24 protein-coding genes are annotated in these 26,322 nt (G+C 61.8%); 14 read left to right on the forward strand and 10 right to left on the reverse strand.

The window, feature by feature from the left end; all coding sequences use genetic code 11:
• Nucleotides 1–254: 254 nt before the first annotated feature.
• A complete protein-coding gene (locus ACKFRX_RS09585) occupies nucleotides 255–935 on the reverse strand; it encodes a hypothetical protein (protein WP_005324183.1) in 681 nt (226 codons plus the stop codon).
• 252 nt (nucleotides 936–1,187) lie between these two features.
• Nucleotides 1,188–3,020: an AMP-dependent synthetase/ligase gene (locus ACKFRX_RS09590; protein ID WP_408927742.1), complete on the reverse strand. Its 1,833-nt coding sequence runs from the start codon at nucleotides 3,018–3,020 to the stop codon at nucleotides 1,188–1,190.
• Between the two features lie 94 nt (nucleotides 3,021–3,114).
• On the opposite strand from ACKFRX_RS09590, the gene malQ reads away from it, so the two are divergent.
• Nucleotides 3,115–5,238, forward strand: a complete 2,124-nt coding sequence (gene malQ, locus ACKFRX_RS09595) for a 4-alpha-glucanotransferase (RefSeq protein ID WP_408927743.1) — start codon at nucleotides 3,115–3,117, stop codon at nucleotides 5,236–5,238.
• Nucleotides 5,239–5,273: 35 nt separating this feature from the next.
• Here malQ and ACKFRX_RS09600 read toward each other — a convergent pair whose 3' ends face one another.
• Entirely contained in the window at nucleotides 5,274–5,513 is a 240-nt protein-coding gene (locus ACKFRX_RS09600) for a hypothetical protein (protein ID WP_005324177.1), read from the reverse strand.
• Nucleotides 5,506–5,721 (reverse strand): hypothetical protein, encoded by a 216-nt coding sequence (locus tag ACKFRX_RS09605; protein ID WP_005324176.1) that lies wholly within the window; start codon nucleotides 5,719–5,721, stop codon nucleotides 5,506–5,508. The genes ACKFRX_RS09600 and ACKFRX_RS09605 overlap by 8 nt, the downstream gene beginning before the upstream one ends.
• A gap of 38 nt (nucleotides 5,722–5,759) precedes the next feature.
• Here ACKFRX_RS09605 and ACKFRX_RS09610 point away from each other — a divergent pair, with 38 nt between their 5' ends.
• Complete coding sequence (locus ACKFRX_RS09610; protein ID WP_316981173.1) at nucleotides 5,760–7,064, forward strand: carboxylesterase family protein; 1,305 nt, start codon at nucleotides 5,760–5,762, stop codon at nucleotides 7,062–7,064.
• Nucleotides 7,065–7,077: 13 nt separating this feature from the next.
• Here ACKFRX_RS09610 and idi read toward each other — a convergent pair whose 3' ends face one another.
• Together idi and ACKFRX_RS09620 are read right to left on the reverse strand one after the other, a co-directional pair.
• On the reverse strand, nucleotides 7,078–7,614 hold the full coding sequence (gene idi, locus ACKFRX_RS09615; protein ID WP_408927744.1) for an isopentenyl-diphosphate Delta-isomerase: 537 nt from the start codon (nucleotides 7,612–7,614) through the stop codon (nucleotides 7,078–7,080).
• Nucleotides 7,611–8,159: a hypothetical protein gene (locus tag ACKFRX_RS09620; RefSeq protein WP_005326421.1), complete on the reverse strand. Its 549-nt coding sequence runs from the start codon at nucleotides 8,157–8,159 to the stop codon at nucleotides 7,611–7,613. The genes idi and ACKFRX_RS09620 overlap by 4 nt, the downstream gene beginning before the upstream one ends.
• A 190-nt stretch (nucleotides 8,160–8,349) precedes the next feature.
• On the opposite strand from ACKFRX_RS09620, the gene ACKFRX_RS09625 reads away from it, so the two are divergent.
• The 3 genes from ACKFRX_RS09625 (at nucleotide 8,350) to brnQ (ending at nucleotide 13,048) form a co-directional block, all read left to right on the forward strand.
• Nucleotides 8,350–10,260, forward strand: coding sequence for an ABC transporter ATP-binding protein (locus tag ACKFRX_RS09625; RefSeq protein WP_250410133.1), 1,911 nt, complete (start codon nucleotides 8,350–8,352; stop codon nucleotides 10,258–10,260).
• Between the two features lie 52 nt (nucleotides 10,261–10,312).
• Nucleotides 10,313–11,443, forward strand: a complete 1,131-nt coding sequence (locus ACKFRX_RS09630; protein WP_250410132.1) for a MalY/PatB family protein — start codon at nucleotides 10,313–10,315, stop codon at nucleotides 11,441–11,443.
• Between the two features lie 204 nt (nucleotides 11,444–11,647).
• On the forward strand, nucleotides 11,648–13,048 hold the full coding sequence (brnQ, locus tag ACKFRX_RS09635) for a branched-chain amino acid transport system II carrier protein (RefSeq protein WP_005324170.1): 1,401 nt from the start codon (nucleotides 11,648–11,650) through the stop codon (nucleotides 13,046–13,048).
• Between the two features lie 380 nt (nucleotides 13,049–13,428).
• On the opposite strand, the gene ACKFRX_RS09640 is transcribed toward brnQ, so the two are convergent.
• Nucleotides 13,429–14,262 (reverse strand): DUF1266 domain-containing protein, encoded by an 834-nt coding sequence (locus tag ACKFRX_RS09640; protein WP_408927745.1) that lies wholly within the window; start codon nucleotides 14,260–14,262, stop codon nucleotides 13,429–13,431.
• A 133-nt stretch (nucleotides 14,263–14,395) separates the two neighbouring features.
• Here ACKFRX_RS09640 and ACKFRX_RS09645 point away from each other — a divergent pair, with 133 nt between their 5' ends.
• From ACKFRX_RS09645 to ACKFRX_RS09655, 3 genes are all read left to right on the forward strand, one after another.
• Entirely contained in the window at nucleotides 14,396–14,956 is a 561-nt protein-coding gene (locus ACKFRX_RS09645; protein ID WP_005324167.1) for a hypothetical protein, read from the forward strand.
• On the forward strand, nucleotides 14,956–15,777 hold the full coding sequence (locus ACKFRX_RS09650; protein WP_408927746.1) for a hypothetical protein: 822 nt from the start codon (nucleotides 14,956–14,958) through the stop codon (nucleotides 15,775–15,777). Before ACKFRX_RS09645 ends, ACKFRX_RS09650 begins: the two co-directional genes overlap by 1 nt.
• 740 nt (nucleotides 15,778–16,517) lie before the next feature.
• A complete protein-coding gene (locus ACKFRX_RS09655) occupies nucleotides 16,518–17,537 on the forward strand; it encodes an LLM class flavin-dependent oxidoreductase (RefSeq protein ID WP_005324163.1) in 1,020 nt (339 codons plus the stop codon).
• On the opposite strand, the gene ACKFRX_RS09660 is transcribed toward ACKFRX_RS09655, so the two are convergent.
• Nucleotides 17,534–18,070 (reverse strand): hypothetical protein, encoded by a 537-nt coding sequence (locus ACKFRX_RS09660; protein ID WP_408927747.1) that lies wholly within the window; start codon nucleotides 18,068–18,070, stop codon nucleotides 17,534–17,536. The genes ACKFRX_RS09655 and ACKFRX_RS09660 overlap by 4 nt on opposite strands.
• 200 nt (nucleotides 18,071–18,270) lie before the next feature.
• Here ACKFRX_RS09660 and ACKFRX_RS09665 point away from each other — a divergent pair, with 200 nt between their 5' ends.
• From ACKFRX_RS09665 to ACKFRX_RS09690, 6 genes are all read left to right on the forward strand, one after another.
• On the forward strand, nucleotides 18,271–19,035 hold the full coding sequence (locus ACKFRX_RS09665) for a GntR family transcriptional regulator (protein WP_408927748.1): 765 nt from the start codon (nucleotides 18,271–18,273) through the stop codon (nucleotides 19,033–19,035).
• Nucleotides 19,036–19,074: 39 nt separating this feature from the next.
• Nucleotides 19,075–20,655: an ABC transporter substrate-binding protein gene (locus ACKFRX_RS09670; protein ID WP_408927749.1), complete on the forward strand. Its 1,581-nt coding sequence runs from the start codon at nucleotides 19,075–19,077 to the stop codon at nucleotides 20,653–20,655.
• Nucleotides 20,652–21,620, forward strand: coding sequence for an ABC transporter permease (locus ACKFRX_RS09675; RefSeq protein ID WP_408927750.1), 969 nt, complete (start codon nucleotides 20,652–20,654; stop codon nucleotides 21,618–21,620). Before ACKFRX_RS09670 ends, ACKFRX_RS09675 begins: the two co-directional genes overlap by 4 nt.
• Nucleotides 21,620–22,441 (forward strand): ABC transporter permease, encoded by an 822-nt coding sequence (locus ACKFRX_RS09680; protein WP_005324153.1) that lies wholly within the window; start codon nucleotides 21,620–21,622, stop codon nucleotides 22,439–22,441. Before ACKFRX_RS09675 ends, ACKFRX_RS09680 begins: the two co-directional genes overlap by 1 nt.
• Nucleotides 22,438–23,892 (forward strand): ATP-binding cassette domain-containing protein, encoded by a 1,455-nt coding sequence (locus ACKFRX_RS09685; RefSeq protein ID WP_408927751.1) that lies wholly within the window; start codon nucleotides 22,438–22,440, stop codon nucleotides 23,890–23,892. Before ACKFRX_RS09680 ends, ACKFRX_RS09685 begins: the two co-directional genes overlap by 4 nt.
• A gap of 67 nt (nucleotides 23,893–23,959) precedes the next feature.
• Entirely contained in the window at nucleotides 23,960–25,651 is a 1,692-nt protein-coding gene (locus ACKFRX_RS09690; RefSeq protein ID WP_408927752.1) for an FUSC family protein, read from the forward strand.
• On the opposite strand, the gene thpR is transcribed toward ACKFRX_RS09690, so the two are convergent.
• Both thpR and ACKFRX_RS09700 read right to left on the reverse strand, forming a co-directional pair.
• Nucleotides 25,648–26,190 (reverse strand): RNA 2',3'-cyclic phosphodiesterase, encoded by a 543-nt coding sequence (gene thpR / locus ACKFRX_RS09695; RefSeq protein WP_408927753.1) that lies wholly within the window; start codon nucleotides 26,188–26,190, stop codon nucleotides 25,648–25,650. The genes ACKFRX_RS09690 and thpR overlap by 4 nt on opposite strands.
• A gap of 3 nt (nucleotides 26,191–26,193) precedes the next feature.
• A complete protein-coding gene (locus ACKFRX_RS09700) occupies nucleotides 26,194–26,316 on the reverse strand; it encodes a hypothetical protein (RefSeq protein ID WP_255342548.1) in 123 nt (40 codons plus the stop codon).
• Nucleotides 26,317–26,322: the final 6 nt, after the last annotated feature.

The following is a 26,322-nucleotide window of genomic DNA, read 5'->3' on the forward strand; positions in this document are numbered from 1 at the left end:
TTACCCTACAGCGCGTTGAGAGTATTTTCTACTTAGATTTTAAGGTTGATCCAGCAACAATACCGGTGGGTACAGCACCCAAGCCGCTGAACAGGCATAACAGAAATTGTATGAAACGGCCGTTAACCTAAAGTTTCCCTAAATACTTCCCCGATTTGGGGCACCCTAGCGTAGAAAACTTCAACGGCCACCGAGAGAGGGAATCTCGGTGGCCGTGAACATCCCCTTGCGTGAAACAAGGAAGTCTATGGGGTTTATGCAGTTGTAGCCCGGCGGGCCGCCTCGCGCTTAGCCCGGACCTTTTCCACCACCGCGGCAACCCGGGCGCGCTCTTCTAGGAACTGCGGTGGGTTATGCCCGCGCATCGTGCGGACATAGGCCGGGTGGGTATCCAGCACCGTATGCTTCCACGCTTGGACCGCAATGAGGGCGGACTCGCCGGTGCGCTTGTACAAGTGCGGCAGCGAGACCATGTCGAGGTTGCGGGCCACGGCGTCGGTTTGCGCAAGCACGTACTCAACTACCTCGCGCAGGTAATCCGCCACGGCCTGGGTGCGAGAGCGCAGGGACTCGGCCAGCTCGTGCACCACGATGGGCTTGGAGATGGGGAATCGCTCATCCAGCAGGCGCGGGGTCAGTTGTTCCGGCTCTTCCACGTCGTTTACGCCGGAAGAAGCGGCGGAAATGGTGCCGGAGCGCACGCCGGAGACCAGGGCTTGGCGCAGGCCCATCAGCTCGCCTACACAACGGCCGGAGTCAACGCGGGCGTCTTCGACGATATCGCCCAGCTCAGCTAGGCAATCCATGCACAGCTCTTCGTCCCAATCCTCGATGGCTTCAATGAGGTGCTCGAGGTACTCTGCGACTTCGTCGCCGATATTGTAAATCTCTTGCGTAAGCTCGCGGTGGCGCAGCTCGGCGGCGATTTTGTGCATTGGCTTCGAGCCACTCCTTCCACGGTCCCATTTCTAACCTCTAGTAGAGGTTGAGGTTTGCTGTAACGCCTCACGACTTTATGCGAGATCCGCCGCCGCGAGCGCGCGACACTCCGAAGCCATTCACAGGTTTATGGCAGGTTCGCTAGCACTGGAGTGAGGATGGTGGGGTGAGCTGCAGAAGGGGGCGTCGGCAAGCAAGGCAAAAAGAAACACCCGAGGGAATTCCCTCGGGTGTACTCGTCGCGCAGCCTAGCGCTTGTACAGGTGCTCGATGGCCGCGGCGTAGCGCTGCGACACCACGTTGCGCTTGACCTTCATAGTGGGGGTCAGCTCGTTTTCTTCCTCGGTAAGGTCAGACTCGAGGATGTAGAACTTCTTAATGCCCTCCGCATGGGAGACGGTGGCATTGACCTGGTTGATGGCATCCTGCAGCTCCGCGCGCAGGGTCGGATCGGTGGCCAGCTCGCGCATGGAGCGATTCTCCGGAATGTTGTGGTCCAGCTTCCAGCGCTTCAAAATGTCCGGATCCAGGGTCAGCAGCACGCCAACGAAGGGCTTTCCATCGCCTACCACCATGGCCTGGGAGATAAGCGGGTGCCCGCGCAGGATATCCTCCATCGGGCCAGGCGAGACATTCTTGCCGCCGGCCGTGACAATGAGGTCCTTCTTGCGGCCGGTGATAACAAGCTTGCCGTCCTCATCAATCTCACCCAGGTCGCCGGTGTTGTACCAGCCATCCTCGAGGGCCTCGGCCGTGGCCTCCGGATTATTCCAGTAACCGTGGAAGACGATATCGCCCTTGATGCAGATTTCGCCTTCATCGTTGATGCGGAAGGTCACGCCACCCATCGGCGGTCCAACGGTGCCGATGGACTGATCCACAAAGTCCACCGCAGCCGCGGCGGCGACCTCGGTCAGGCCATAGCCCTCATAGACCGGGATGCCGATGCCGCGGTACCAGTGCAGCAGGTCATGGCCCATGGCCGAGCCACCGGTAATGCAGTAGTTCACGTTGCCGCCCACGCCCTTGCGGATGGTGGAGTACACCAGCTTGTCAAAGACCTTGTGCTTGGCCTTCAGCAGGCGGTCCGGGCCCTCCGGCTTATCCAAAGCCTTGGAGTACTCGATGGCTACTTTCTCGGACTGCTCAAAAAGCAGGGACTTGATGCCGGAATCGGCCGCCTTAGCGGCGGCAGAGTTGCGCACCTTCTCAAAGACGCGCGGCACGCCCAAAATGACGTTTGGGCGAGAGCGGGCGAATTCGATGTTGATGGTGGAAAAGTCCGACCAGTGATTCTGGGAGGCGCCGCGCAGGGCCACCGCAATGGATACCGCGCGGGCAAAGACGTGGGCCAGCGGCAGGAAGGTCAGGGTGTGGCTGCCCGGCACGGCGAAGATGCCAATCGGGTTGGTGCACAGGCCACGGGTCTGGGCCAGCCAATTGCGGTGGGTCAGGATGCAGCCCTTGGGGCGACCGGTGGTGCCCGAGGTATACACCAGGGAGGCCAGGTCATCGGTGGAGGTGGCCTTGATGCGGGCGTAGACCTCGTCGGCCGCCACGCCGCGGCCCTCGAACTTCAAGGTATCGATGGCAGAGGAGTTAATTTCCAGCACGCGACGCAGCTGCGATGGGGAGCCCTTGAGGTTGGGTTCGCCGTCTTCTTGCAGCACCAGGTTTTCGACCAGCTCGGAGTGTTCGCGGGTTTCCGTAATGGCGAGCACGGCGCCGGAGTCCTCGATGATCCAGCGCACCTGGGAGGCGGATGAGGACGGGTAGACCGGCACGGAGGCGGCACCCGCGGCCCAGATGGCAAAGTCCAGCAGGGACCACTCATAGCGGGTGGCAGAGATGAGGGCGACGCGGTCCCCCTGCTGCACGCCTAGGGCGATAAGTCCCTGGGCTACTTCAAAGACCTCATCGATGAATTCTTTGCCCGTGACGTTGACCCACTCGTAGTTAGCCGGGCGGGTGAACATGACGCCGTGAGGGCGCTTCTTCGCGGTGTCCATGAGGGCGGTCAGGCAGGTTTCGCCCGGCTCGATAGTAAATTGCGCCGGGGTATGCACTTCTTGCAGGGTCACGCGGTGTCCTTTCGAACAGCTAATTATTAATCTCCGCCTACTGTACCAATCTGTTTCCCAGCAGGCGCGTTGTCCCCGTGGCACAATGTGGCCTGTGACTACCCGCGACTTGCTTGAAGAACTCGCTCAGCGCCACGGCGTGGCCACCAGCTATACCTCCCAGTCTGGTTTCCCCGTCCACGTCGCTGAAGACACTATTACCTATACCCTGCGCGCTTTGGGCGTGGCCATCGATGACAATCCGGACGATGCGGCGCTAACGCAGCTGCTTTACGACGACTACCTGGACCGCTCCTCCCAGCCCCTACCCCACTGCGTTGTCGCGCCCCAGGGTCAGGAACGCGGGTTCGTGGTCCACGTGCACGCGGGCGATGCCGCCAACGTACACATTGAGCTGGAGGAAGGAGGCACCCGCGAGGTCTACCAAGACCCCAATGACGCCCCGGATGCTGACGTTGATGGCACCCTGTGGGGCGAGGCGAGCTTCCACATCCCCGGCGATCTGCCCATGGGGTACCACGAGCTGGTGTTGGAGTCCGGGGGCATCGGCAAGCATGCCTGCCCGCTGATTATCACCCCGGCGCGACTTTCCACGGCCGATGAGTTTGTGGAGCGCCCAATCAGTGGCGTGATGGCGCAGCTGTATTCGGTGCGCTCGGAATCCTCCTGGGGCATCGGCGATTTCCAGGATTTGGGGCAGTTGGCAGAAACGTTGGCCCCGCACGCGGATTTCTTGCTGGTCAACCCGCTGCATGCGGCCGAGCCGCTTCCGCCGGTGGAGGACTCGCCGTACCTGCCCACCACGCGGCGCTTTATCAACCCGCTCTACCTGCACATCGAATCCATCCCGGAGCTCAAGCTCCTGCCGGAGGACCTGCAGGATGATGTGCGCGAGCTGGCCGAGGAGTTTCGCCAGCGCAATCGCAGCGCCGAGGAGATTGACCGCGACACCATTTTTGAGGCCAAGCTGCAGGTGCTGCGCGAGCTCTTTAACTACCAGCCCTCCCCGGAGCGCGAAGAGGCCTTCGTGCGCTACGCCCGCGAGGAAGGCCGCGGCCTGCGCGATTTCGCATATTGGTGTGCGCAACAAGACGCCGCCGCACAGTCGGGCCAGCGCCATGCCGAAGGCCTGGACATGGACACGCTCACGCGCTTTTATTCCTGGCTGCAGTTCCTGTGCGATGAGCAGCTGGCCGCCGCGCAGCAGCGCGCGCTCGATGCCGGCATGCGCCTGGGCCTGGTGACTGATCTTGCCGTGGGTGTGCACCCGGGCGGCGCCGATGCCGTGAACCTCACTGAGTATTTGGCGCCGCAGTGCTCGGTGGGTGCCCCGCCGGATGACTATAACCAGCAGGGCCAGGATTGGTCGCAGCCGCCGTGGCACCCGCAGCGCCTGGCCGCCGCGGGCTATGCCCCGTGGCGCGAGATGCTCTCCACCGTGCTGCGCCATGCCGGCGGGGTGCGCGTGGACCACATCTTAGGGCTTTTCCGTCTGTATTGGATCCCGCGCATGGCCAGCCCGCTGACGGGCACCTATGTCTCCTATGATTTTGAGGCCATGGTGGGCATCTTGGCGCTAGAGGCGCAGCGCGCCGGTGCGGTGGTCATCGGTGAGGACCTCGGCACCGTCGAGCCGTGGGTACAAGACGTGCTCGCGCAGAAGGCGGTGCTGGGTACCTCCATCGTGTGGTTTGAGCGCGACGATGATGACTACTCCCCGCTGCCGCAGGACAAGTATCGCCAGCTGGCGCTGTCCTCGGTCAATACCCACGATCTGCCGCCGACCTTGGCGTACCTGCGCGGCGATCATATTTCGCTCCGCGCGCGCTTAGGCGTGCTGACCCGCTCGGTCGAGGACGAGCAGCGCGATGACATTGAGTGGCAGGCCCGCGTATTGGGCGCGGTAGCGGACCGAGGCCTCTTGCCGCAGCGCGATTACCTAGTGGATCCGGCCGAGCGCGCCTCCCGCGGCGCGGAGGAAGACATTTCTGTGGCGCTGCACCGCTATATTGCGGGCACGCCTTCAGCACTTGCCTGCACCAGCTTGGTGGACATGGTGGGCGATGTGCGTGCGCAGAATCAGCCGGGCACCACGCACGAGCTTTATCCCAATTGGTGCGTGCCGCTGTGCGATACCAACGGCACTGCCCTGCTTATCGAGGATCTTCCCGGATTGGAATTCTTCCAGCGCTTAGAGGCCACCAGCCGGAAGGACTAGCGCTGGGCCTAAGCCTCTGCGCGCAGTGGGCGCGTCTAGGTCCACAGGCCGATGAGGGCAACGACGATGACCAGCGCGATCATCGTCCACAGTGTGAGTGAGACGCGCGATTTGGGCAGGGCGCGCTTGCGCTTTGCCGGCTGAGCGCCGGGCTTAGTTGCCGGGGCGGAAGACTGGCCGGCGCGCTTGGCTTCGGGGTCCCACAGGCCCTCGCGGGGGTTAGCGCGCAGCTCGGCGCGCTCCTGCCGCGCGCGCTCGTTATTTTCCTCAGCCATGATGGTCTACCTTAGTGCTGCGGCTGCGCTGCTGGGAAATCACTCCGGCGGCCCGATTGGCCACGCGGTCAACCGCCCACATCAGGCACCACGCTATGACCACCATGAGCGGCACGGCGATGGCCACCACGATGACCATTTGAATCCACACGGGCGCCTGCACCAACAATTGCGATAGCGTGCTGCCCAAGCTCGTCAACCACTCCATGGCTACTTATCCTACTTGCTCGCGGTAATCTGGCTGACATGTCGAGCGCCCAGATTCCCGTTACCGTCACCACCGCCTCCGGCCGGATCACCGGCGTGCGCCGCGATGGCCTGCACTACTTCCACTCGGTGCGCTATAGCACCATCCCCAGCCCCTACTCGCCTGCCGAGCCGCTGGATGGCGCCTTTGATCAGGATGCCCGCGAGCCGCGCCCAAATGACATTGCGCTGAGCATTACCGCGCCTGCCGACGCCGCCGAGTGCCCCGTCGTGGTCTATATTCACGGCGGCCGCTTTGAGCATGGCTCGCACGAGGACCCACGGCTTACGGGAACGAAGAATGCCCGTCATGGGGTAGTCCAGGTCAACGTGGGTTACCGGGTGGGCTTGGCCGGCTTTGCGCGCTTCGACGGCGACGAGGCGGACCGCTACCGCGGCATTGATGATTGCCTCTTGGCCTTGGAGTGGCTGCAGGACAATATCGAAGCCTTTGGCGGCGATAAGACCAATATCACCCTGGTGGGCCAATCCGCCGGGGCGGCGATTAGCCTGTGGCTGACGCGTCGCGATCATTTCCGGGGCGGGTTCCGCCGCGTGCTGGCGCTCTCGCCGGCATTCCCGCGCGACCGTTTTGAGCATCGCATCACCGACCTGCGCCGGGCCCTAGGCGTGCCGGTCACGCGCCAGGCGCTGGAAAAGATGGATCCTGAATCACTGGCCAAGGGCTATGCCAAATTCCGCAAGAAGTACCGCTTCGACGTTGCCTTGGGCCCCGCACCACTGCACGCCGAAGAACTAGCGGATATCCCTATCGTGGTGACCTCCACCCGCGATGAGTTCTACACCATGCCCGCGGCCGAGCGCATAGACAAGATGGCGTTTGCCGGCTTTATTACCAGCTACCTCTCGCCCAAGTTCGGGATGTCACACGATCGTTTCAAACAGTGGCGGCAGCTAGCGCACTACGTCGATCCGCAGCGGCCAATGGGCCGGCTCATTGGTGATGCCGCCGTGCGCCGCTGGACCGCGCAGGTAGCCGAGGAGGCTCCAGGCCCGACCTGGATGATGGAATTTACCCGGACCGAAGCCCCCGCGGTGCACTGCGCCGAGTTAGACCCGCTCTTTGGCGGCAGCGGAGGCGAGGAGGCCGACGCTTCCCCGGCCGGTGAGCTCAACGAGTGGCTGCGCCACTATGCCACCACGGGCGAGCCCGGTTTCCCCGGCTACGGCGATGACCACCAGGTGTTGGAATTCAACCTGGATACGGGAGAGCGTCGGCTAGCCTATGCCACCTTGGACTATGTGGCCGCGGCCTTCTATAACGACGACGAGCTTGGGGTGTAGCGGGCGCCGAAAATTACAACGCGGCGCGCAGCGCGCTATCCGCGAGCTCGTCAATCATCCACGGGCTAAAAACACCAGGCATGGCATCGGCGGCGGCGAAGAGGTTTGCTGGCTCGACCCATTGGTAGGAATCTACCTCGTCGGGGTTAGGCTCCCAGGTGGCGTCGGCAGCAAGCTCAACGGTATATACCGGGCAGATTTCATTTTCTACCGTGCCGGAGGAATCCACCGCGCGATAGGAAAAGTCCGGCAGAATAAGCCGCGGGGCGGACGAATCCGCCGGCGCAATGCCCAGCTCAAAGGAAGCGCGGCGCAGCACCGCATCCGCGGTCTCCTCGCCGGGTGCGGGGTGGCCGCAAAAGGCATTGGTCCACGCGCCGGGCCAGGTGCGCTTGCTCAGGGCGCGGCGGGTGACCAGCACCTTGCCACCGCAGGTCAACCAGGCAGAAAAGGCGAAGTGCAGCGGGGTATCAGTGGTATGAACTTCGGCCTTGGGAGCGGTGCCGATGGGTTCGCCCTCGGCAGAGGCCAAGACTACAAGTTCCGTCATAGATTAAGGTCTCCTACCCAGGTCACGTTGCCAATGTGCAAGCGCGCATTCCACAGGTTGCCAGGCGTCACGTCAAAGCGGTACTGCAGGTTGACCGAAGCGCCTGCACCCAGCGGGAGATCGAGTCCCGGGGGCTCCACGTCTGGGGCAGATTCCTTGTCATAGGGCAAGGAGTTGATCTTGGCCCAGCCGCCGTTGCCGTCGGCACGCTCCAGGGTGGGGTCCTCAAAGGCGTCGACAGGCAGGGGCACATCGTTTTTATTCTTGAGCAGAATGGTCACTACGGTGCCACCGGTGTTGCTATCGGTATACACACCCTGCAACTCCCAGCTCACACCAAGGCCCTTATCCTCTACCGGCTCGCCCAGATTAGAGGTGACTTCCTTATCGTCGGTGTCCTTGGCCTCGTACGGGGCCTCTTCGGAGCTGGAGACGGTGATATGGTCCCCCAGCCCGGTTTCTTCCGGCTGGAGAACGCTACATCCGGTCAGGGTCACGGCGAGTACGCTGACTACGCCCGCGCCGAGTGTGTGGGAAATTTTCACCGTGGATGGATCCTTTGCACGCGAAGATTGTTGTATTTCTGCACAAGTACCTTAGCCTAAACCACCCTGAACTTAAGTATTTACGCTCGTTAACGCCGCATGTGGCATACTGGGCAGTCGCTTAAATCTCTCCCTCCTTTTCCCTAATTCCGCGCACTAACCGCCGTTTCGAAGTGAGTGTGGTCTACTTATGAATTCCATTTTGCGCATTACCCGCAGTGCCTCTGCCCTGTGGCCCTACTATCTAGGCGTGCTGCTGACCGCCACGATCACTGCGGTCGTTGCACTAGTCTCGCCGTTTTTGACGCGCGAAGCCACCGATACCATCGTGGACGCCCTGCAGAACGACGCCCCACTGGGCGATGCGCTGCGCACGGTGCTGTTGCTGGCAGTGGCGCTTTTTCTTGCCGACGCCGCCAATGCCCTCTTCCGCAATATCGGCGGCTATATCGGCGATGTCATGGTCTCGCGTCTGCGCGAGATTTTGTCCACGCGCTACTTTGCCAAGCTGCTAGCCCTCCCGCAGGGCTATTACGATAACCAGGTCACCGGCACGATCATCGCCCGGCTGGACCGCTCGATTGCTAATATCACGCAGTTCGTGCAGTCCTTTGCCAATAACTTCTTCACGATGATCATCCAGACCCTCGCGGTGCTGGCCATTACCGCCTGGTATTACTGGCCGCTGGCCATCTTGCTCGCGCTGCTCTTCCCGGTCTATATGTGGCTTACCGCGCTCACCTCGAAGCGCTGGCAGAAGTTTGAGGCGGTCAAGAACGAGAATATCGACGTCGCCAACGGCCGCTTCGCGGAGGTCATCGGCCAGGTCAAGGTGGCTAAGTCCTTCGTGAGCGAAACCCGCGAGCTCTCCCACTTTGCCAAGCGCTACCGCACCGTGGTCGATACCACCAAGCCGCAGTCCCGCTGGTGGCACATGATGGATACCTTCCGTGGCCTAGCCATGGCTGTTATCTTCCTGGGCATTTACGGCGTAATTTTCTGGCGCACGCTCGAGGGGCATTTCTCCTTGGGCGATATGGTCATGCTGCTGCAGATGGTCTCCAGTGCGAAGCAGCCGGTCTTTATGATGAGCTGGATTGTCGATACCGCCCAGCGCGCCATCGCCGGTTCCAAGGACTATTTCAAGGTCATGGAAGAAGAGCTCGAGCCCACCGCCCCGCGCGAGCTGGTTGCGGCCACCACCGGTTCGCATACCCCGCAGCTCGACCTCACCCCGGTCAGCCCGCTGGAGCCCACACCCGGCGCGCCGGTCTTCTCCTTTGATCACGTCTCCTTCGCCTACGAGGAGGGCAAGCCCGTGGTGGAGGATATTTCCTTCGCCGCCTCTGAGGGCCACAAGGTGGCGCTCGTAGGCGAGTCCGGCGGCGGCAAGTCCACGTTGGTCAACCTCTTGCTAGGCCTTTACCATCCCTCGGCCGGACACCTGGATGTACTGGGGCACCGAGTAGACGATCTCACCGCCTCACGCCTGCGCGCCTCAGTGGGCGTGGTCTTCCAGGAGTCCTACCTCTTTTCCGGCACCATTCGCGAGAACATCGCTTATGGCAAGCCGGGGGCGACGGAGGAGGAAATCGTGGACGTCGCCAAGCGGGCCAATGCCCATGAGTTCATCCAAGCCTTCCCGGACGGCTATGACACGGTCATTGGCGAGCGCGGTCTGAAGCTTTCCGGCGGGCAGAAGCAGCGCGTTTCCGTGGCGCGCGCCATGCTCAAGGACGCGCCCATCCTGGTCCTGGATGAGGCCACCTCGGCGCTGGATACCAAGTCCGAGCGCGCCGTGCAGGCCGGCCTAGATGAGCTGATGAAGGACCGCACCACGCTGATTATTGCCCACCGCCTGTCCACCATCGCGGATGTGGATACCATCATCACCCTGGATCGCGGCCGCATAGATGAAATGGGCTCGCCGGCCGAACTGGCGCAATCCGGTGGCATTTATGCCGAGCTACTCAAGCTCACCCAATCTACCTCGGCCGCAGACCGCCGCCGGTTGAAGAAGTATGGCTTTGTCTCCGGCTCTGCCTCCGAATCCGAGGACGCGGAGGAGGACTCCCGCTGGGCCGACAAGGCAGATGAATAAAAGCGCATAAAAGCGCTGGGGTGGCCGCGGGCTTCGCGTTATGGTTATGGCCATGGAGTTTCCTAGCCTAGAAGAGTTGCAAGCCCGCGGAACCCGCAAGTGGACCGTCTTCGAGGAAGACGTCCTGCCACTGTGGATCGCCGAGTCCGATTTCCCCACCGCGCCCGCCGTAAAGAAGGCGCTGGAAGAGATGGTGGATAAGGAAACCTTTGGCTATACCCCAGCGCCCAAGGCTTCGGGGCTGCGCGAAGCAGTGGCCAATTTCTACAACGACCGCTATGGCTGGCGCCCCAACTCCGACCATATTTTCTGGATCGGCGATGTGGTGCGCGGCCTATTGCTCGGCGTGCAGTACTTCACCCGCGAGGACTCCCCCGTGATCGTGCCGGTTCCCTCCTACCCACCGCTTTTGGAACTACCACGCACCGCGGGCCGCGAGAAGATCGAGACCAGCTTGGAGCTGGACGATATTGAGCGCGCCTTCCAGCAGGGCGCGGGCTCTATTTTGCTGGCCAACCCCTATAATCCGCTCGGCCGTGTGTTGGACGAGGACTACCTCACCGGCCTGGTCGAACTGGCGGAAAAGTATGACGCGCGCATCTTGGCCGATGAAATCCATGCCCCGCTGGTCTATGAGGGCCGGCATATCCCGGTAGCCTCGCTCGGCGCGGCGGCCGCGGAGCGCACCATCACGGTCACCGCTACGTCCAAGGCCTTTAATACCGCCGGGCTCAAGTGCGCCCAGATGATTTTCTCCAACGCGGCCGATGTTCAGACCTGGAACTGCCTTTCTGGCGTGGCCAAGGATGGCACGGGCACCTTGGGCGTGTTGGCCGCGGAGACCGCCTACCGCGAGTGCGGCGACTTCCTCGATGAGGAGGTGGCCTACCTGCGCGAGACCCGCGATTGGTTGGTGGAGGAGCTGCCCAAGCGCATTCCCGGCCTCAAGACCAGCAAACCGGATGCCACCTACCTGCTGTGGTTGGACTTTGCCGATACCGCCATCGGTGGCAATCCGCAGCCGGCCAAATGGCTGCGCGAGAATGCCAAGGTGGCGCTCAACGAGGGCGATACCTTCGGCACCGGCGGCCCGGGCCATGCGCGGTTGAACTTTTCTACCTCGCGCGAAATCTTGGAAGAAGCGCTCGACCGCATGGAGCGCGCCTTTGCGGCCCTCGATTAGGCCGTCCCAGCTGGAGCCACCATGTATTCTGCGTCACCCCCACGCTTTGATTTCTCACCATATGGGCGGTAATGTCTCATTACGCGAACAGGCGTGACCCGCCACCTCGGACCGCGAAGAGGCACCCCGCCTCCGCCACCACCCTCGGCGGAATGGGAAAGCTTCCCCGCATTCTAGCTGTACATGGAAAATTAAGGAGCCACAATGGCTACCCCAGTTGCGTCAAGCACCTCTAAGCCCGGCGCCACCATCGTAATTGCGTCGCTGATGCTGTTTTCGATGTTCTTCGGCGCCGGCAACCTCATCTTCCCGCCCATGGTGGGCGTTTCGGCCGGCACCAACTTTTGGCCCGCCGTCCTCGGCTTCTTGGCCGCCGGCGTGCTCCTTCCGGTCCTAGCTATTGTTGCCGTTGCCATTTCTGGCCGCTCCGTGCGCGATTTGAGCTCCAACGGCGGCGCCCTCTTCGGCCTGGTCTTTTCCGTGATGGCCTACCTGGCCATCGGTGCTTTCTACGCCCTGCCGCGTACCGGCGCCGTGTCCATGGAAACCGCCATCACCCCGCTTCTGGGCTGGGAAGGAACGATGGCCAATGGCATCTTCAATATCATCTTCTTCCTTATCGCTTTAGTGCTGGCCTGGAGCCCAAACACCATCATCGATACCTTGGGCAAGTTCCTTACCCCAGCCCTGGTAGCGCTGCTGATCGTCCTTATCACTTTGGCCGCCTTTAGCAACGGCCGCGATCCCCAAACCCCTACTGAGGATTATTCTTCTTCCCCCATGGTCACCGGCCTTTTTGAGGGCTATAACACCATGGATGCCATTGCGGGCCTGGCCTTTTCCATCGTGATTGTCGGCTCTTTGCGCTCCAAGGGCTTTAAGACCAAGAAGTCCCTGGTTAACGGCACCATCACCGCCGCTCTGGTTGCTGGCGCTTTGCTGGCCGCTATCTATCTGGGCTTGGCGTGGGTAGGCCAAACCATTCCTAATGGCCAGTCCTATGAGTCGGGAGCACCCCTGCTTGCCGACGCCGCCAATCTCACCATGGGCACCATCGGCCAGGCCGTCTTCTCTGCCATCGTCATCCTGGCCTGCATGACTACCGCGGTGGGTCTTATCACCTCCACCTCAGCCTTCTTCGAAATGCTTGTGCCTAAGGTGAAGTACCACGTCTGGGCCTGCCTCTTTACCGCACTGTCCATCCTCTTTGCCTTCCAAGGTCTGGATACGGTGCTGTCTATCGCGGTTCCGTTCATCACCTTCTTGTACCCACCGGCCATCTCCCTTATCGCTCTCACCCTGATCCAGCCGGTGGTAAAGAAGTCCGTTGTCTTCTACTGGACCTACCGCCTGGCACTGTGGGTATCGGTGCTGTGGTCGGCTCTGTCCGTCATCGCCGCCCAGGGCTGGGGCGCCGACGCACTCGATCCCCTCTTGAGCCTGGCACCTGGCCAGTCCGTGGACTTGGGCTGGATTGTTCCTACCGCTATCGCCGCAGTCATCGGCCTCGTTGTCGATATCGCCACCAAGGCCGGCGAGAAGAATGCCGCCGCCAACCCGCCTGCGGAAGAATCCGCCGAAGCCGACACCCTCGCTGAGGCTTAGTCTCTTAGTCCTGCCTTAACCCCACTGTGACGTATGCACCCAGAACCCGCGGTCGAGCAGATTCTTGGGTGCATCGCGCGGCCTCGGGGGCGGGGACAGTGTACGCCGCTAATGTCCTCCGTGGGTTTGGGTTACGAGCACCCCGCCCACAATAGGTTAAACAATCGCGGCGTCCGCTTGGTAGTTTTCAACTACATCGGGCCGGGAACCGAAGGACCGCATTTCGCACGGCCAAGCCATGCAACTGGCAGCCGATTATCCCACGTTCGGCTTATCGCGCGTTCGTCGCCGATGTCGAGGCGCTGACCGGCTCTAGACTCAGGGGCCAAACTCGTGTCACCGGTGGCTGCTATCGCCACGCAAAAAGCGGAAACAACAAGCTAGCGCAGTCCGCCTAAGGATGAAAATGGCTCCTCGGCCGAGTCGCTATGCAAGGGCACGCGTACCCAAGGCGATTTGCTTTTGGCAAGTAGCTCGGTGAAACGATTTGTTTGTTCCTTCATCGCCGCGGCGACGTCGAGCTCTCCATCACATGCCCAGATCATTCTTCCCCACCAGAAGCTCGCGGCGACGTCGGCCCACGAGACGAAGTGGTGCTGTAGCGCCGCCACGGCCTTATCTGAAATCTGCAGAAACTCTTCTGGCGAGATCCATCCCAACTCCGTTGCTGGTCCACCGACGTTGTGAACTCGGATAATGTCCCATGCACGAGTAGTCGTGGGGAGTGCCGGAGCTGTTGCCGAGACAAAGCTTTCCGAACGCAATAACCGAACGAGATGACGGAACTTATGTTCTACGCCGCGCGTATCTACACTCATTCCAGCGAAGAAGTCTTTGAGAAACTCGACCTTTTCCTCGATTTCCGCCGCAAGTTCGTGTTCTGGAACATCCTTCGCGGCGTAAGCAAGCGGTAATAGAAAATCATTTTCCACATGCTGGCCTCCCGCGAGGAAATGATCAATAACCTGATGAGCCTCCTGCACACCGGTCACCCCATAGCTTTGCTCAAGGAATTCTTTGTAGTGCTCAGCCGTCACCTTGCCGATCTCCTTACCCCCTAACGGAGTTGCAAACGATTTATTTTCCTTATACACCATCCCCCACGAGTGACGGCGCACCTCATCTGCACTTGGCTCCGGTTCCGGCCATGGGAACTTGGCAAGCATGTAGGACGTAGAATCATCAAACTTTGCTGGCGTGAACGTTGGGCTCATAACCCAACAAAGTACCGAGAATTTAACCTAGAGTCAGTGGATCCTCCGAGGGTACCCCCACATTGGGGTTATTTAATGTACTAATTTGACACTCCCAAGTCACAATTTTAGTTGGATTGTTAACCTCGATTGCATGACAGCCCCCCAAACCGCATTGACCGACCGACCAGACCTCGGTGCTGCACTTGAACGTGCCGGCGATTCCGAGATCTTGCGCACTGCCGCCGTGGCCGTTGTGGAAGGCCTTGGTGTCGACGAGATCGTGCTGGAAGCCGCCACTACGAAAGCCAGTGGGGTGGACGGTGCCGCTTTTGTCACCAACCGAAGGATTCTAGTATCCAGCAACAAAAAAGACCCATCTCATTTTGAATTTCTTGAGCTTGACAACCTCGGAAACGTCATTGCCCTGCCTTACGAAGGCGGTTGGGCCGTCGTGGCACAGCTCTACGCCACGTACAAAGTGTGGAGTGGTTTCACTGAAAAAGCGGCAGAGCGTATGCAGTTTGCTGCCCAGTGGGCCCTGACAGCAGGCAGGGAAGCACGGACGGAAGCCTCGCGCTCGGTGTCTTCCACGGACCTCTTCAAACGATGGAAAGAAAACAAGAATCGACTCAATCGCAATAGCTTGGAAGAGCATGTTGAGTCGATACGTTCCCTATATTCCGACATTGATTCACGGTGGTGGACTGAATAATGAACCGACTTGCATACCCCGGTTCGCCCGACCGGCTTAATGGGGCAGAAGATACGTCACACATCAAGCGCTCCTCATCGATAGCGGAGCATACCTATAGCGAATACATCGAGCACGGGTCGTTGCCAAGTAAAAGTGCGTCTCCAGCGAATGCGGCAGGCGCTCGCGGCAATGGCGGGTCGCCAGGTCTCAGCACCAAGAAGCAGCTATTACTGCTTCCGGTAGTGATAGCCGTCATCGTGGTGGTAGTGATTGCCTATTTTGCAGCCAAAGACGCGCTCTCTGGTTCCAAATCCGAGGAGTCCGCTCCTCCGGAACAGCCCGCTGCTGACGCACCCGCTGATTCCGGTTCCGCCAACGATAGCGCTAATAACGAGACCGGGGAAGGTACCACGGGCGACTCGCTGAACGACCTTACTCCTGCCGACCAAGCACCCGAACCGATTGCTGACTTCGCGAAGTACTGCACGGACTATGACGTGCAATTTAACTACTACGGTGCGGACGGTTCACCTGCTCCGAAGGCGAAGGGCACTAACTGTGGCGTGGATACTGCGAAGGCACCTGAGGTCGGCTTCGTACTCTTCGCCGACGATCCTTCCGCCACCGCCGCCGTTCGTGACGGCAAACCTCTCCTCGACACCGTTGAGATTCCGGCAGAATCAACGCGCGGATCAACGTTCAAGGCCCAGAAATTAGAGTCTTTCACGGCCGTCGCGGAAATCCTCCCAGATAATCAGGGAATTGTTGAGTACACGATCCAAAGCAATGACCCTGAGGTGGCAAAGAAAGCGCTAGTTAACCTCGGCGTGGCCAAGTAGAAATAGGCTTACCCACGCTTGTAGGAACAGCCCATTACGTTGTTAGCAGTTCCCCCTTAGTGCACCGAAGATTCATAGCCTGTCCACCCGATTGGGCAGGCTATGTTCTTCCGTTCCCCCGGCCGAAAGGAAAACGGAACTAGTCACTGGCTTCGGTATAGCTTAATGCTGTCCCCCATTTGAAAATGATCCGGGGGCGACATATTCAAACTGCTAATAGGAACCTGACCCAGCCTAGGCGGCAAGAGGTCTCACAGTCATGTGGATGCCAGTACCAAGCTTGTCTAGCCAACCCCAGCGATGAAGACAAAGAAGGCAAAAGACACAACGCTGCAGTCATCGCACTCGCACGCCTACTCCTAAAATTTTTCACCATGCTGCGAAACGGCGAGCCCCTACCGCGTCCTCTCCATAATCTAGGAAGCCGCAGCAGCCTAGAACCAACAGAACCTCACCTCAAGCCGATTGCACAGCAAGCCCAATCAGCTCTTCAAGGTGCCCGAAAAGAACATCCACAAGGCAAAGCCGAAACCCTTCACGCCCTCACCCACGGAGTCGACAACCTATATAGGAACACCCCCTCCACACCTCACCACGGTGCCGAGGCGGAGGGGATTTTTATGCCAGCAGGTCCCGGCGGCGATGCGGTATAGCCCCGCCCGGAATAGTCCTGCGGCGCGTACCGTTGGAAGAAGAGAACTTAGACAGGATTTACCGAAAGCAAAAGGAAGGCTCTCCCCGTGACCGAACGCGCGCATCTTTCCGTCTTGGACTTCTGCACCATTTATGAGGGCGAGACCCCAGCAGAATCCATCGCCCGCTCCGTGGAATTGGCACAGGAAGCAGAAAAGCTGGGGTACTCCCGCATGTGGTACACCGAGCACCACAATATGAAGTCCATCATGTCCTCTTCCCCGGCCGTGCTCATCGCCCACATCGGTGCGAAAACCGAGCGCATCCGCTTGGGCTCCGGCGGCGTGATGCTGCCCAACCACTCCCCTTATGTCATCGCCGAGCAATTCGGCACCTTGGAGGAGATGTACCCCGAGCGCATTGACTTGGGCGTGGGCCGCGCCCCCGGTACGGACATGAATACCCTGGGCCGCGCGCTGCGCCGTGACGCCCACTCTGCCGAGCGCTTCCCCGAGGACGTCAAGGAGCTCAACTCTTACCTCGAGGGCAAGTCCTATATCCCTGGGGTCAGCGCCATTCCTGGTGCGAATACCAACGTGCCTATCTATATCTTGGGCTCGTCCATGTTCGGCGCCTCGCTGGCCGCCAAGCTCGGCCTGCCTTATGCCTTTGCCTCCCACTTTGCCCCGCAGCACCTCGAGCAGGCCACCACCTACTACCGCGAGCACTTCCAGCCCTCCGAGCGCTTTAGCAAGCCCTATGTCATCGCCGGCGTCAATGTCACCGCCGCCGATACCACCCAAGAGGCACAGGAAGAATACGAGCGCGTGTGCTTCAACCGCGTCAAGGCCTTCGCCGGCCGCGGCAAGCACCTCACCGATGAGCAGGTAGAGCAGATCATCGGCTCGTACCAAGGCCAGCAGATCCTAGACATGCTGAAGTACTCCGCCGTCGGCACCGCCGATGAGGTGGCCGCCTACCTCGATACCTTCCAAGAGCACGCCAAGGCCGATGAGCTCATGGTCTCGCTGCAGTCCAGCTCGCACGAGGAAGTAATCAAGAATATGCAGCTGCTCGCGCAGGGCTGGCAGCTCGATCCGGCACGCATAGCCGGCACCCCGAGCTAATCTTCGGCCCGCACTTGGCCCAGGTGGTCGATGGGAACGCCGGGAAACCTTTCCCGGAGCTTTCCCTCGAGCTCTCGCGGGCCCAGGTTCGCCTGCTCCGGCAGGCGGGCCGAATACCGCTGGGCCTCGTCCAAAGTAGAAACGTGCACCCCGCCTGGGATCAGGGCAAGGAAATTCTGATCCGCCTCGAGCGAATAGAACTGCACGCGCTCTAGCTCGGAGGCGGCGAAACTGGTCCGCTGGTGGGGCAAGGAAATCTCCTCGCCGATCCGCAGCACCGGACGTGCCCGGCGCCGCCCGGAGGCCACCACCGCCAGCATGGCGCACAGCGCCCCGCCTAGGGGCATGAGCGCGGCAATGAGATAAACGGAATGCAGGCGCGAATCGGCCGGTTCCTGCAACGCCGAGTAAATAAGCACCCCACCGATAACCAGCAGCGCGACGGCGATGATGACCGCCACCGCTATCGCCTTGCCCAGGCGCGCGCTGCCGCTAGCCGCGCGTACTTCAATCGTTTCGGTGCTCTCGTCCACGGTCACATAGCCTAGCGTGCTCGCCTAGCATCTCGGTGCTGGTCGGACGGCGCGTGACTTATTATTTGAACGCCTTTACCCGGGCAACGCGTTGTTTCTCCGTGACGCTGTTGCATTAGCGCGCCTTTGCAAAATGGAATAGCATTACTGTGTTTCGCTCCGCTGGGAAAGGCCCCGGAGAAACTAAGGACAAAGGTTGAATGAGCCCACGCGATAAACAGCAGCATCAGAAGATCGCTTATTACCTGCGAGAACAGATCAGCTCCGGCGTGCTGCAACCAGGCGATTTCCTGCCCAGTGAAGCAGACTTGTGCGAGAAGTTTTCTTCTTCCCGCGGACCCGTGCGCCAAGCCGTTGCGGCTTTGCGGGCCGAAGGGCTAGTGTCCTCAGGCCGCGGGCGCCGCTCCACCGTTTTGGCCTCGACCCAGGCAGAGCTTTTTGAATCGATTTACTCCATTTCCAGCTGGCTAAGCGAATATGACGTGGATCCGCAGCAGCACACCCTGTGGCTGGCTCGCCGCCGCGCGCCGCGGGATATCACCCGCTTTCTGCGCGTAGACCCAGAACAAAATGTCGTCTTCGTCCACCGCGTGCGCTATACCGAGGGCCACCCCATTGCCATCGAGCGCATGTATTTCCCCATGGTGGTGGGAAAGCACATCCTGGACTTCGATGCAGATGCCGGATCCATTCATGCGCACCTGCGCGATTGCGGCGTGGATTTTGATAATGTGCGCCGCGAACTCACACTGGAGGAAGCCAATGCCGAAGACGCCGAAGCGCTTGGCGTGGCTACGGGTACCCCGCTGTGGCGTCTGCAGATGGAGATTTCCAACCACTCCGGCGAGCCGGTGGAATTGGCGGTCTACCTCTACCGTTCGGACCGCATGAAGCTAGCGATGAATAACGTGCGCGGGGGTGTATCACCCCTAGAAGTTATCCCCACCCCTGGAAATTTTGCATAAGTTTCACGGCAGATATACCCACCGGCTACCCTGCTTTCTATGAGAAGATTTCGCGCCAGTAGGGCGCTGGGCAGCCTCGCCATGGCAGCCGCTGTAGGAACACTATCGGCATGTTCCGCGGGCCATACCGCGGTGGTTGATACCACCCAGGCAGGCAGCGACACCGCACCTTCTTTCCTCACCGTGGCCTCCACCTCGGCCGCCACCTCGCTGGATTTCACCACCACCGGTGGCGCCGCCATTCCCGCAGTGCTTATGGATAACGTCTACGAGACCCTCGTGCGCATCGATGAAGACGGCTCCATTACCCCAGGACTTGCTACTTCGTGGGATATTAGTGACGATGCCCGTACCTATACTTTCCACCTGCGCAAGGGCGTCACCTTTTCCAATGGCGATGCCTTTAACGCTGAGACCGCCGCCTTTTCCATTAACTACGTGCGCGAGAAGTGGACTAACGGCATCGCCGCCGCCATGGGTCTGGTAGACACGGCCACGGCAGTAGACGATCACACGCTCAAGGTGCGCCTCAATCAGCCGTCCAATGGCTGGCTGTGGTCCATGGGTACGGCCACCGGCGCGATGATGACGCCACACGGCATGGATAACCTCGCCGCCCAGCCGGTGGGAACCGGCCCCTATGAGGTTTCCCGCTTTGCCCCCTCGGAATTCGTAGAGCTGCACGTTCGCGACGGTTATTGGGGAAAGCCCGCCGCACAGGATGTCACGGTGCGCTATTTCCCGGATACCATCTCCTCGGTCAATGCGCTGCAGGCCGGCGGCGTGGACGTGGTCTGGGGCGTGCAGAACCCGGAGCTTCTTGATGACGTCAAAGAGGGCATCGCTACCGAGGTCGGCACCACCAATGGTGAGGTGCTGTTGTCCATGAATAATGCCCGCGCGCCTTTCGACGATCCAAGGGTGCGCCAGGCCGTGGCCTATGCCGTGGACCGCTCGGCGGCCAATGACATTTTGTGGAATGGGATGGCTAAAGACACCGGCGGCGCACCCATCCCGCCTACGGATCCGTGGTTCGAGGGCAAGCACTACTACGACTACGACCCAGACAAGGCTCGCCAGCTGCTCACGGAAGCCGGCGCGGAAGGCGCCGAAATCACGCTGACCACGCCGACGCTGCCCTACGCCCAGACCGTCGCCGAGCTGCTGTACTCGCAGCTTACTGAGGTTGGTTTTAAGGTGACGCTGGAATCCGCCGAGTTCCCGGCCGTGTGGCTAGGCCAGGTCATGGGAGCAAAGGACTATCAGATGTCGCTCATCTCCCACGTGGAGCCGCGCGATGTACCCACCCTATTCGGCGATCCGGATTATTACCTCAACTACGATTCCCCACGCACCCGTGAGCTTTTGGCCCAGGCCGATACCGCACCCGAAAAGGACTACCCCAAGCTCATGGCGCAGGCCGTGGACCAAATCATGGCGGATGCGGGCGCGCTAACACTAATGAATATGCCCAATATCGTGCTCACCCGCGCCGGCGTGCGCGGGCTTCACCCAGATCAAGTCACCGACGCGCTCATCCTGCGCGACCTGACCTCTGCCGACGCGGACGCAGACGCTAAAACCACCGCCGCAGAAAACACCGAAAAGGAGGCCCGATGAGTTCCCTTCGCACCACGGGGCGCGCCATCGTGCGCCCGCTGCTGCGCTTCGCGTTGACGCTCTTTGTAGCTTCTCTCATCATCTTCGCGCTCATGCGCGCGGTACCGGGCAACCCGGCGCGGGTGGCGCTGGGGGTGAATGCGACCGAAGAGGCCGTCGGCAAGCTGAGCTCCGAGCTGGGGCTGGACCGCCCGCTGCTTACGCAGTATTGGGAGTGGGTAAAAGGCCTATTTACCGGCAATTTTGGGCAGTCTTTGTCCTCGCAGCAGGATATTACGCCGCTGGTATTGGACCGCGCCCAGGTCACGCTCATCCTCATTGGCCTGGCGATGCTGCTCGCACTGGCCGGGGCCATCCCGGTGGGCATGTGGCTGGCGCTGCGCAACCGTAGCCGCGGCGCGGATGTGGTGTCGGCCGGCACGCAGCTGGGCATTGCGGTGCCAAGCTTCCTCCTCGGCATCATTCTGGTGGCCATCTTTGCCGTCCATCTGGGCTGGCTGCCGGCCAATGGGTGGGTGCCGCCGAACCAAGGCGCGGGCGAGTTTATCCGCCACCTTATTTTGCCGGTCATTGCGCTGGCCCTGGTGCAAGGTGCGATGCTGACGCGCTATGTGCGCTCGGCGGTGCTTGATGTGCTGCATCAAGACTATATCCGCACCGCCCGTGCGCTCGGCCAGTCCCCGTGGGAGGCGCTCAAGCGCCATGGCCTGCGCAATGCGGCGCTGCCGGTGCTTACCGTGGCCGGTGTGCAGCTGACCACGATGGTCGTGGGTGCGGTGGTGATCGAATCCGTCTTTGTCATCCCCGGTATTGGTTCCATGCTGTTGGATGCGGTATCGGTGCGCGATCTGACTACGGTGCAAACCCTGGTCATGCTGCTCGTTGCCTTCGCCTTGGTGGTCAATGCCTTAACGGATGTGGCCTACCGATTCATCGATCCGCGCATCACGGCAGGTGAGAAATAATGAAGCTGCGTTTTTCTGGCTGGCTGGGCGTCTTCCTCGTCGTTGCCACGGTGCTGGTGGCGCTGGTTTCGCTGGTGTGGACGCCATATGACCCGACGCTGGCGCACCCGGATGTGCGCCTTGCCGGTCCCAGCGCTGAGCACCTTCTGGGTACGGACCGCTTCGGGCGCGATACCGCCTCCCGCATCATGGCGGGCGCCCAGATTACGGTCTTTGTCGGTCTGGTGGCGGTGGGCATCGCCGCCCTCGTGGGCGTGCCCTTGGGCATCCTGGCCGGCATGCGCCGCGGCACATGGGTAGATGCCCTGGTGATGCGCGGCGCGGATCTGTTGCTTGCCTTCCCCGCGCTGTTGTTGGCGATTATTGCCGGCGCGGTGTGGGGCCCTTCGACGCTGACTGCCATGGTTGCCATCGGCATCGCCGGCATTCCCTCCTTCGCCCGCGTGGCGCGTTCAGGCACGCTGCAGGTTATCACGCAGGACTTTATTTCCTCCGCGCGCATTTCCGCGGTGCCGGGTTGGAAGGTGGCGCTGCGCCATATCCTTCCCAACCTCACCGGGCTGCTCATCGTGCAGGCCTCCGTCTATTTCGCCCTTGCCATCCTGGCCGAAGCCGGCCTGTCCTACCTCGGCCTGGGCACTGCCCCGCCGGCAGCCTCTTGGGGCCGCATGCTGCAAGATTCCCAGTCGCTGCTGGGCACCGCTCCCCTGCAGGCCTTCTGGCCTGGCCTTGCCATTGCTGCCACGGTGCTGGGCTTTAACCTGCTTGGCGACGCCCTCCGTGACCTCCTCGATCCCCGCCTGAAAGGATCCGCGCGATGAGCCTGCTCCACGTAGATGACCTGACGGTTACCGCCACCGGGTCCACCACTGCCCTGCTAGGCCCCATTAACATCGAGCTCGCGGCCGGCGAGAAGCTCGGCATCATTGGTGAATCCGGCTCCGGCAAGTCCCTCACGGCGCTATCCATCATGGGCCTTCTGCCCGATGGGGTGCGAACGAGCGGCTCCGTGACCGTGGACGGGACCGAGGTGATCGGCGCGCGCGATGCCCGCATCCGCCCCCTGCGCGGGTCCACCATGGCGATGGTCTTCCAAGAGCCGATGAGCGCGCTGGATCCGCTCATGCGCATAGGCACGCAGCTCTCCCAGGCCGGGGTGCGCGATTGCGCGGCCGCGCTTGACGAGGTGGACCTAGCCGCCGATGTCGCCTCCCGGTTTCCGCATCAGCTCTCCGGCGGGCAGCGCCAGCGCGTGCTCATCGCCATGGCCATGGCCGGGCGCCCCGACCTCCTCATCTGCGATGAACCAACCACCGCGCTGGATGCCACCACCCAAGACGGCGTGCTGCGCGTTATCGAGCGGGTCACCAAGGCCCACGGCACCGCTCTGATCTTTATCACCCATGACCTGGGTGTTATTCGCCGCATGTGCCCCAACGTCCTAGTCATGCACCAGGGCGCGGTGGTGGAATCCGGCGCCACCGAGCGCGTGCTTGCCCAACCCGAGCATCCCTATACCCGCACGCTCATCGCCTCCTCGTGGCCGCCGGAATTTAGCCTTTCTCCGGCCACGGCGGACGATGCGTTGGTAACGCTACGCGGGGTCAGCAAGGTCCACGGCACACATGCCGCACTCGATGGCATCGATCTGCGCGTGCACCACGGCGAGCGCCTGGGCATCGTGGGCGGCTCCGGCTCGGGCAAGACCAGCCTGCTCAAGCTCATCGCCGGGCTCGACCAGCCCACGAGCGGTGACATCGACGTCCGCGGCCGCGTGCAGATGGTCTTCCAAGACCCGCAAGGCTCGCTTAACCCGCGGCTGAAAGTCTGGAAATCCATCGCAGAGGCCATCCCCGGCAGCCCCAGCAAGGCCGACAAGCGCGCTCGCGCCGCGGCCGCGCTCGAGGAAGTCGGGCTGCCGGCCGATAGCCTCGACCGCTTCCCGCACGAGTTCTCCGGCGGCCAGCGCCAACGCATTTCTATCGCCCGCGCGCTGTGCGGCGAGCCGGATATCTTGCTGGCCGATGAAGCCGTCTCTGCCCTCGATATGTCGGTGCGCGCCCAGGTGCTGGAGCTATTGGCGGGGGTCATCGCCAAGCGCAAGCTCACCCTGCTCTTCGTCACCCACGATCTCGCGGTGGTGCGCCACCTATGCGATAGCGTTGCGGTCCTGGACCGCGGCCGGCTCATCGAGCACGGAGCGACCGACTCCATATGGTCCTCGCCCAGCACGGACTACACGCGCCGGCTCATCGCGGCCGCCGACATGTGAAGCGGGTGGCTTCGGGCGTAAGGTAGTCGGGTCAGATAACTCCGCCGAGAAAGGATCCTGCTGCTCCGTGGCCACCCAGCTTGACTATCCCATCCCGCAGCGCCCCAGCACCACCCAGTTACTCACCGCGTTTAATAGCGCCTCGGTGCGCTGGCCCAGTGCCCTGCGCGCGGGCTTGGCGATTCTCATTCCCGGCGCCATCGCGCTGCTGACCGGCCACGACTACGCCATCCTGCTCATTTCCACCGGCGCGTTCACCGTCATCTTTGGCGAGGGCCACCCTTATCGCACCCGCCCCCGCGTCATGCTCACCGCCGGCACCGCACTCATTACCGTCGCGGCCGTGGGCGTGCTGGTAGGCCACCTCATCTTTGCGCCTGGCCACGGCCATTGGTGGCTGTTGCTAGCGGGCCTGTACACCACGGCATTGGCCGCCGTGTGCGGCTTTGCCCAAAATGCCCTGCGCTTGCCGCCGCCGGGCACCTTCTTCTTGGTCATGGTTGGCGGCGGTTCGGTGATGCTCGCGCGCACCGATGTCACCGTGGGCCAGCTGCTCTTTTGGGCGCTGACGGGCATGGTGGCCAGCCTCGTGCTCGGCATGGCGCCGGCCCTGATTGATGCCCACGGCCCCGAGCGCCGCGCGGTCGCCGCACTGGAAAAGGCCGCGGACGCATTCAAAGATGACCGCGACGATTCCTTGGCCCGCCACCACCAGGCGCAGACCGCACTCTTTGCTGCCTGGCAGGCGCTTTCCGACGCCCGCATTATCCGCGGCGGCCGCGTCATCGACTCCCAGGGTGCCCACCTAGTAGAGCGCACCCTCGCGGCCCAGCACACCATCGTGGCGCATAATCGCGCCTTGGATTTGGGCGCCGATTCGGATCAGCTCACCGATAATGTCACCGACGTCGATCCAGATCGCACCGCCATCCCGCACACCCGCCCCACCGGCCGCTACCGCTTGTATCGCGCCGCGGTCCGGGATTCGCACGCCATGGTCACCACCCAAAAAATTGTCCTTTCCGCGGCCATTACCGTGCTGGTGGGCCTTACCCTCGGCTTCGACCGCCCGGACTGGGGCGTGGTCTCTGCCTTCCTCATGCTGCAATGGGGACCGGATCACGTGCCGGGCACCGTCCGCGGCATCCACCGCATGCTCGGCTCTGTCGTGGGCGTGCTGCTGTTTTCTATCCTCCATTACTTTGGCATCAGTGGCTGGACGCTCCTGCTCGCGCTGGCCGCATGCCAATTTTGCGCCGAAATCTTCGTGGCCAAGAACTACGCCATCTGCGTTATCTTCTCCACCCCGCTCGCCCTCCTCATGGGCAATTCCGCCACCCGCCCCCTGTGGCCGACCATCCAGGCTCGCTGCGGCGAAATCATCTTGTCCATCCTCATCGCCACCGCGGTGCTATGGCTGTGGCAGCGCAGCGCCCCCGTGCGCAATCAGGCCCGCCTGCAGGTCCGCGCGATGGAGTCCATGGCCACCCTGCTCGGTCTGCTCTTTGTCAATACCCCAGATGCCGTACTGTCCGCGCGCCGCGACCTGCAATACGAGCTGCTCTCGGAGCGCCGCGCCATCCAATCCCTCGCCGTGGATAACCCCGATGCCGTGCGCCAATTCTGGGCCCGCCACATTGCCGTACAACATGCCGGTTACTTCCTGCTAGATTTCTGCACCACCCACCCGGACCGCACGGCCACCCGCGCGGAGCTTGATTCCCTCGTCCGCGAAATCCGCACCGCACGCGCCGCTTAAAACAGCGGATACTCCTCTATAACTTCGAAGCGTGGGCCACCGCCGCGGCCCTCACCGAGGTGCGATTGCATCAGGCACACCCGGTCCGCGCGAAAATCCGGCCCCCGATACACCGATAAAGCACGCACATAATCCGCCAGCGCCCACGGCTCGCGGGCCCGCCGACCAGCGCGCGCGACGGTGAGGTGGGGGCGGTGGTGGCTAAAGGGGACGTCGGCAAGCTGGCACTGCGCCATCAACTCCCGCACACCGCGCGCCTGCCCGCCGACGCCCACCCACAACGTGCGCTGCTCAAAGCTCCCCGCTCCGCTCAGGTGCACATCCAACGCCCCGCGCCCAGCCGCCGCGTGAGCTAGGTGCTCGCGCACCGCCGCGGCATCATTGGGCTGATCGCCATAAAAGGCCATGGTCACATGCCAATTATCCGGATCCGTCCAACGCAGCTCATTAGTAGTTGCCGCGTGGATGGGCCGCAGCGTATGCACCAAATGCTCGCGCGCGGCGGCCGAGGGCAATAGCGCAGCAAAGACGCGAATCATGGCCTAGCTGGCATAGACGTTGAGGCGCAGTTCCGCGTCCAGCAGGTGTTCTTCCTCGCGTTCAAAGACGGCGAAGGCATGCAAAATATCCGCAACAGCGGTGGAATTATCATCAAACTCGGGCATGCGATA

Origin of the sequence: Corynebacterium tuberculostearicum (assembly GCF_046097465.1) — a bacterium.
In the GTDB taxonomy this organism is placed as follows: domain Bacteria; phylum Actinomycetota; class Actinomycetes; order Mycobacteriales; family Mycobacteriaceae; genus Corynebacterium; species Corynebacterium tuberculostearicum_I.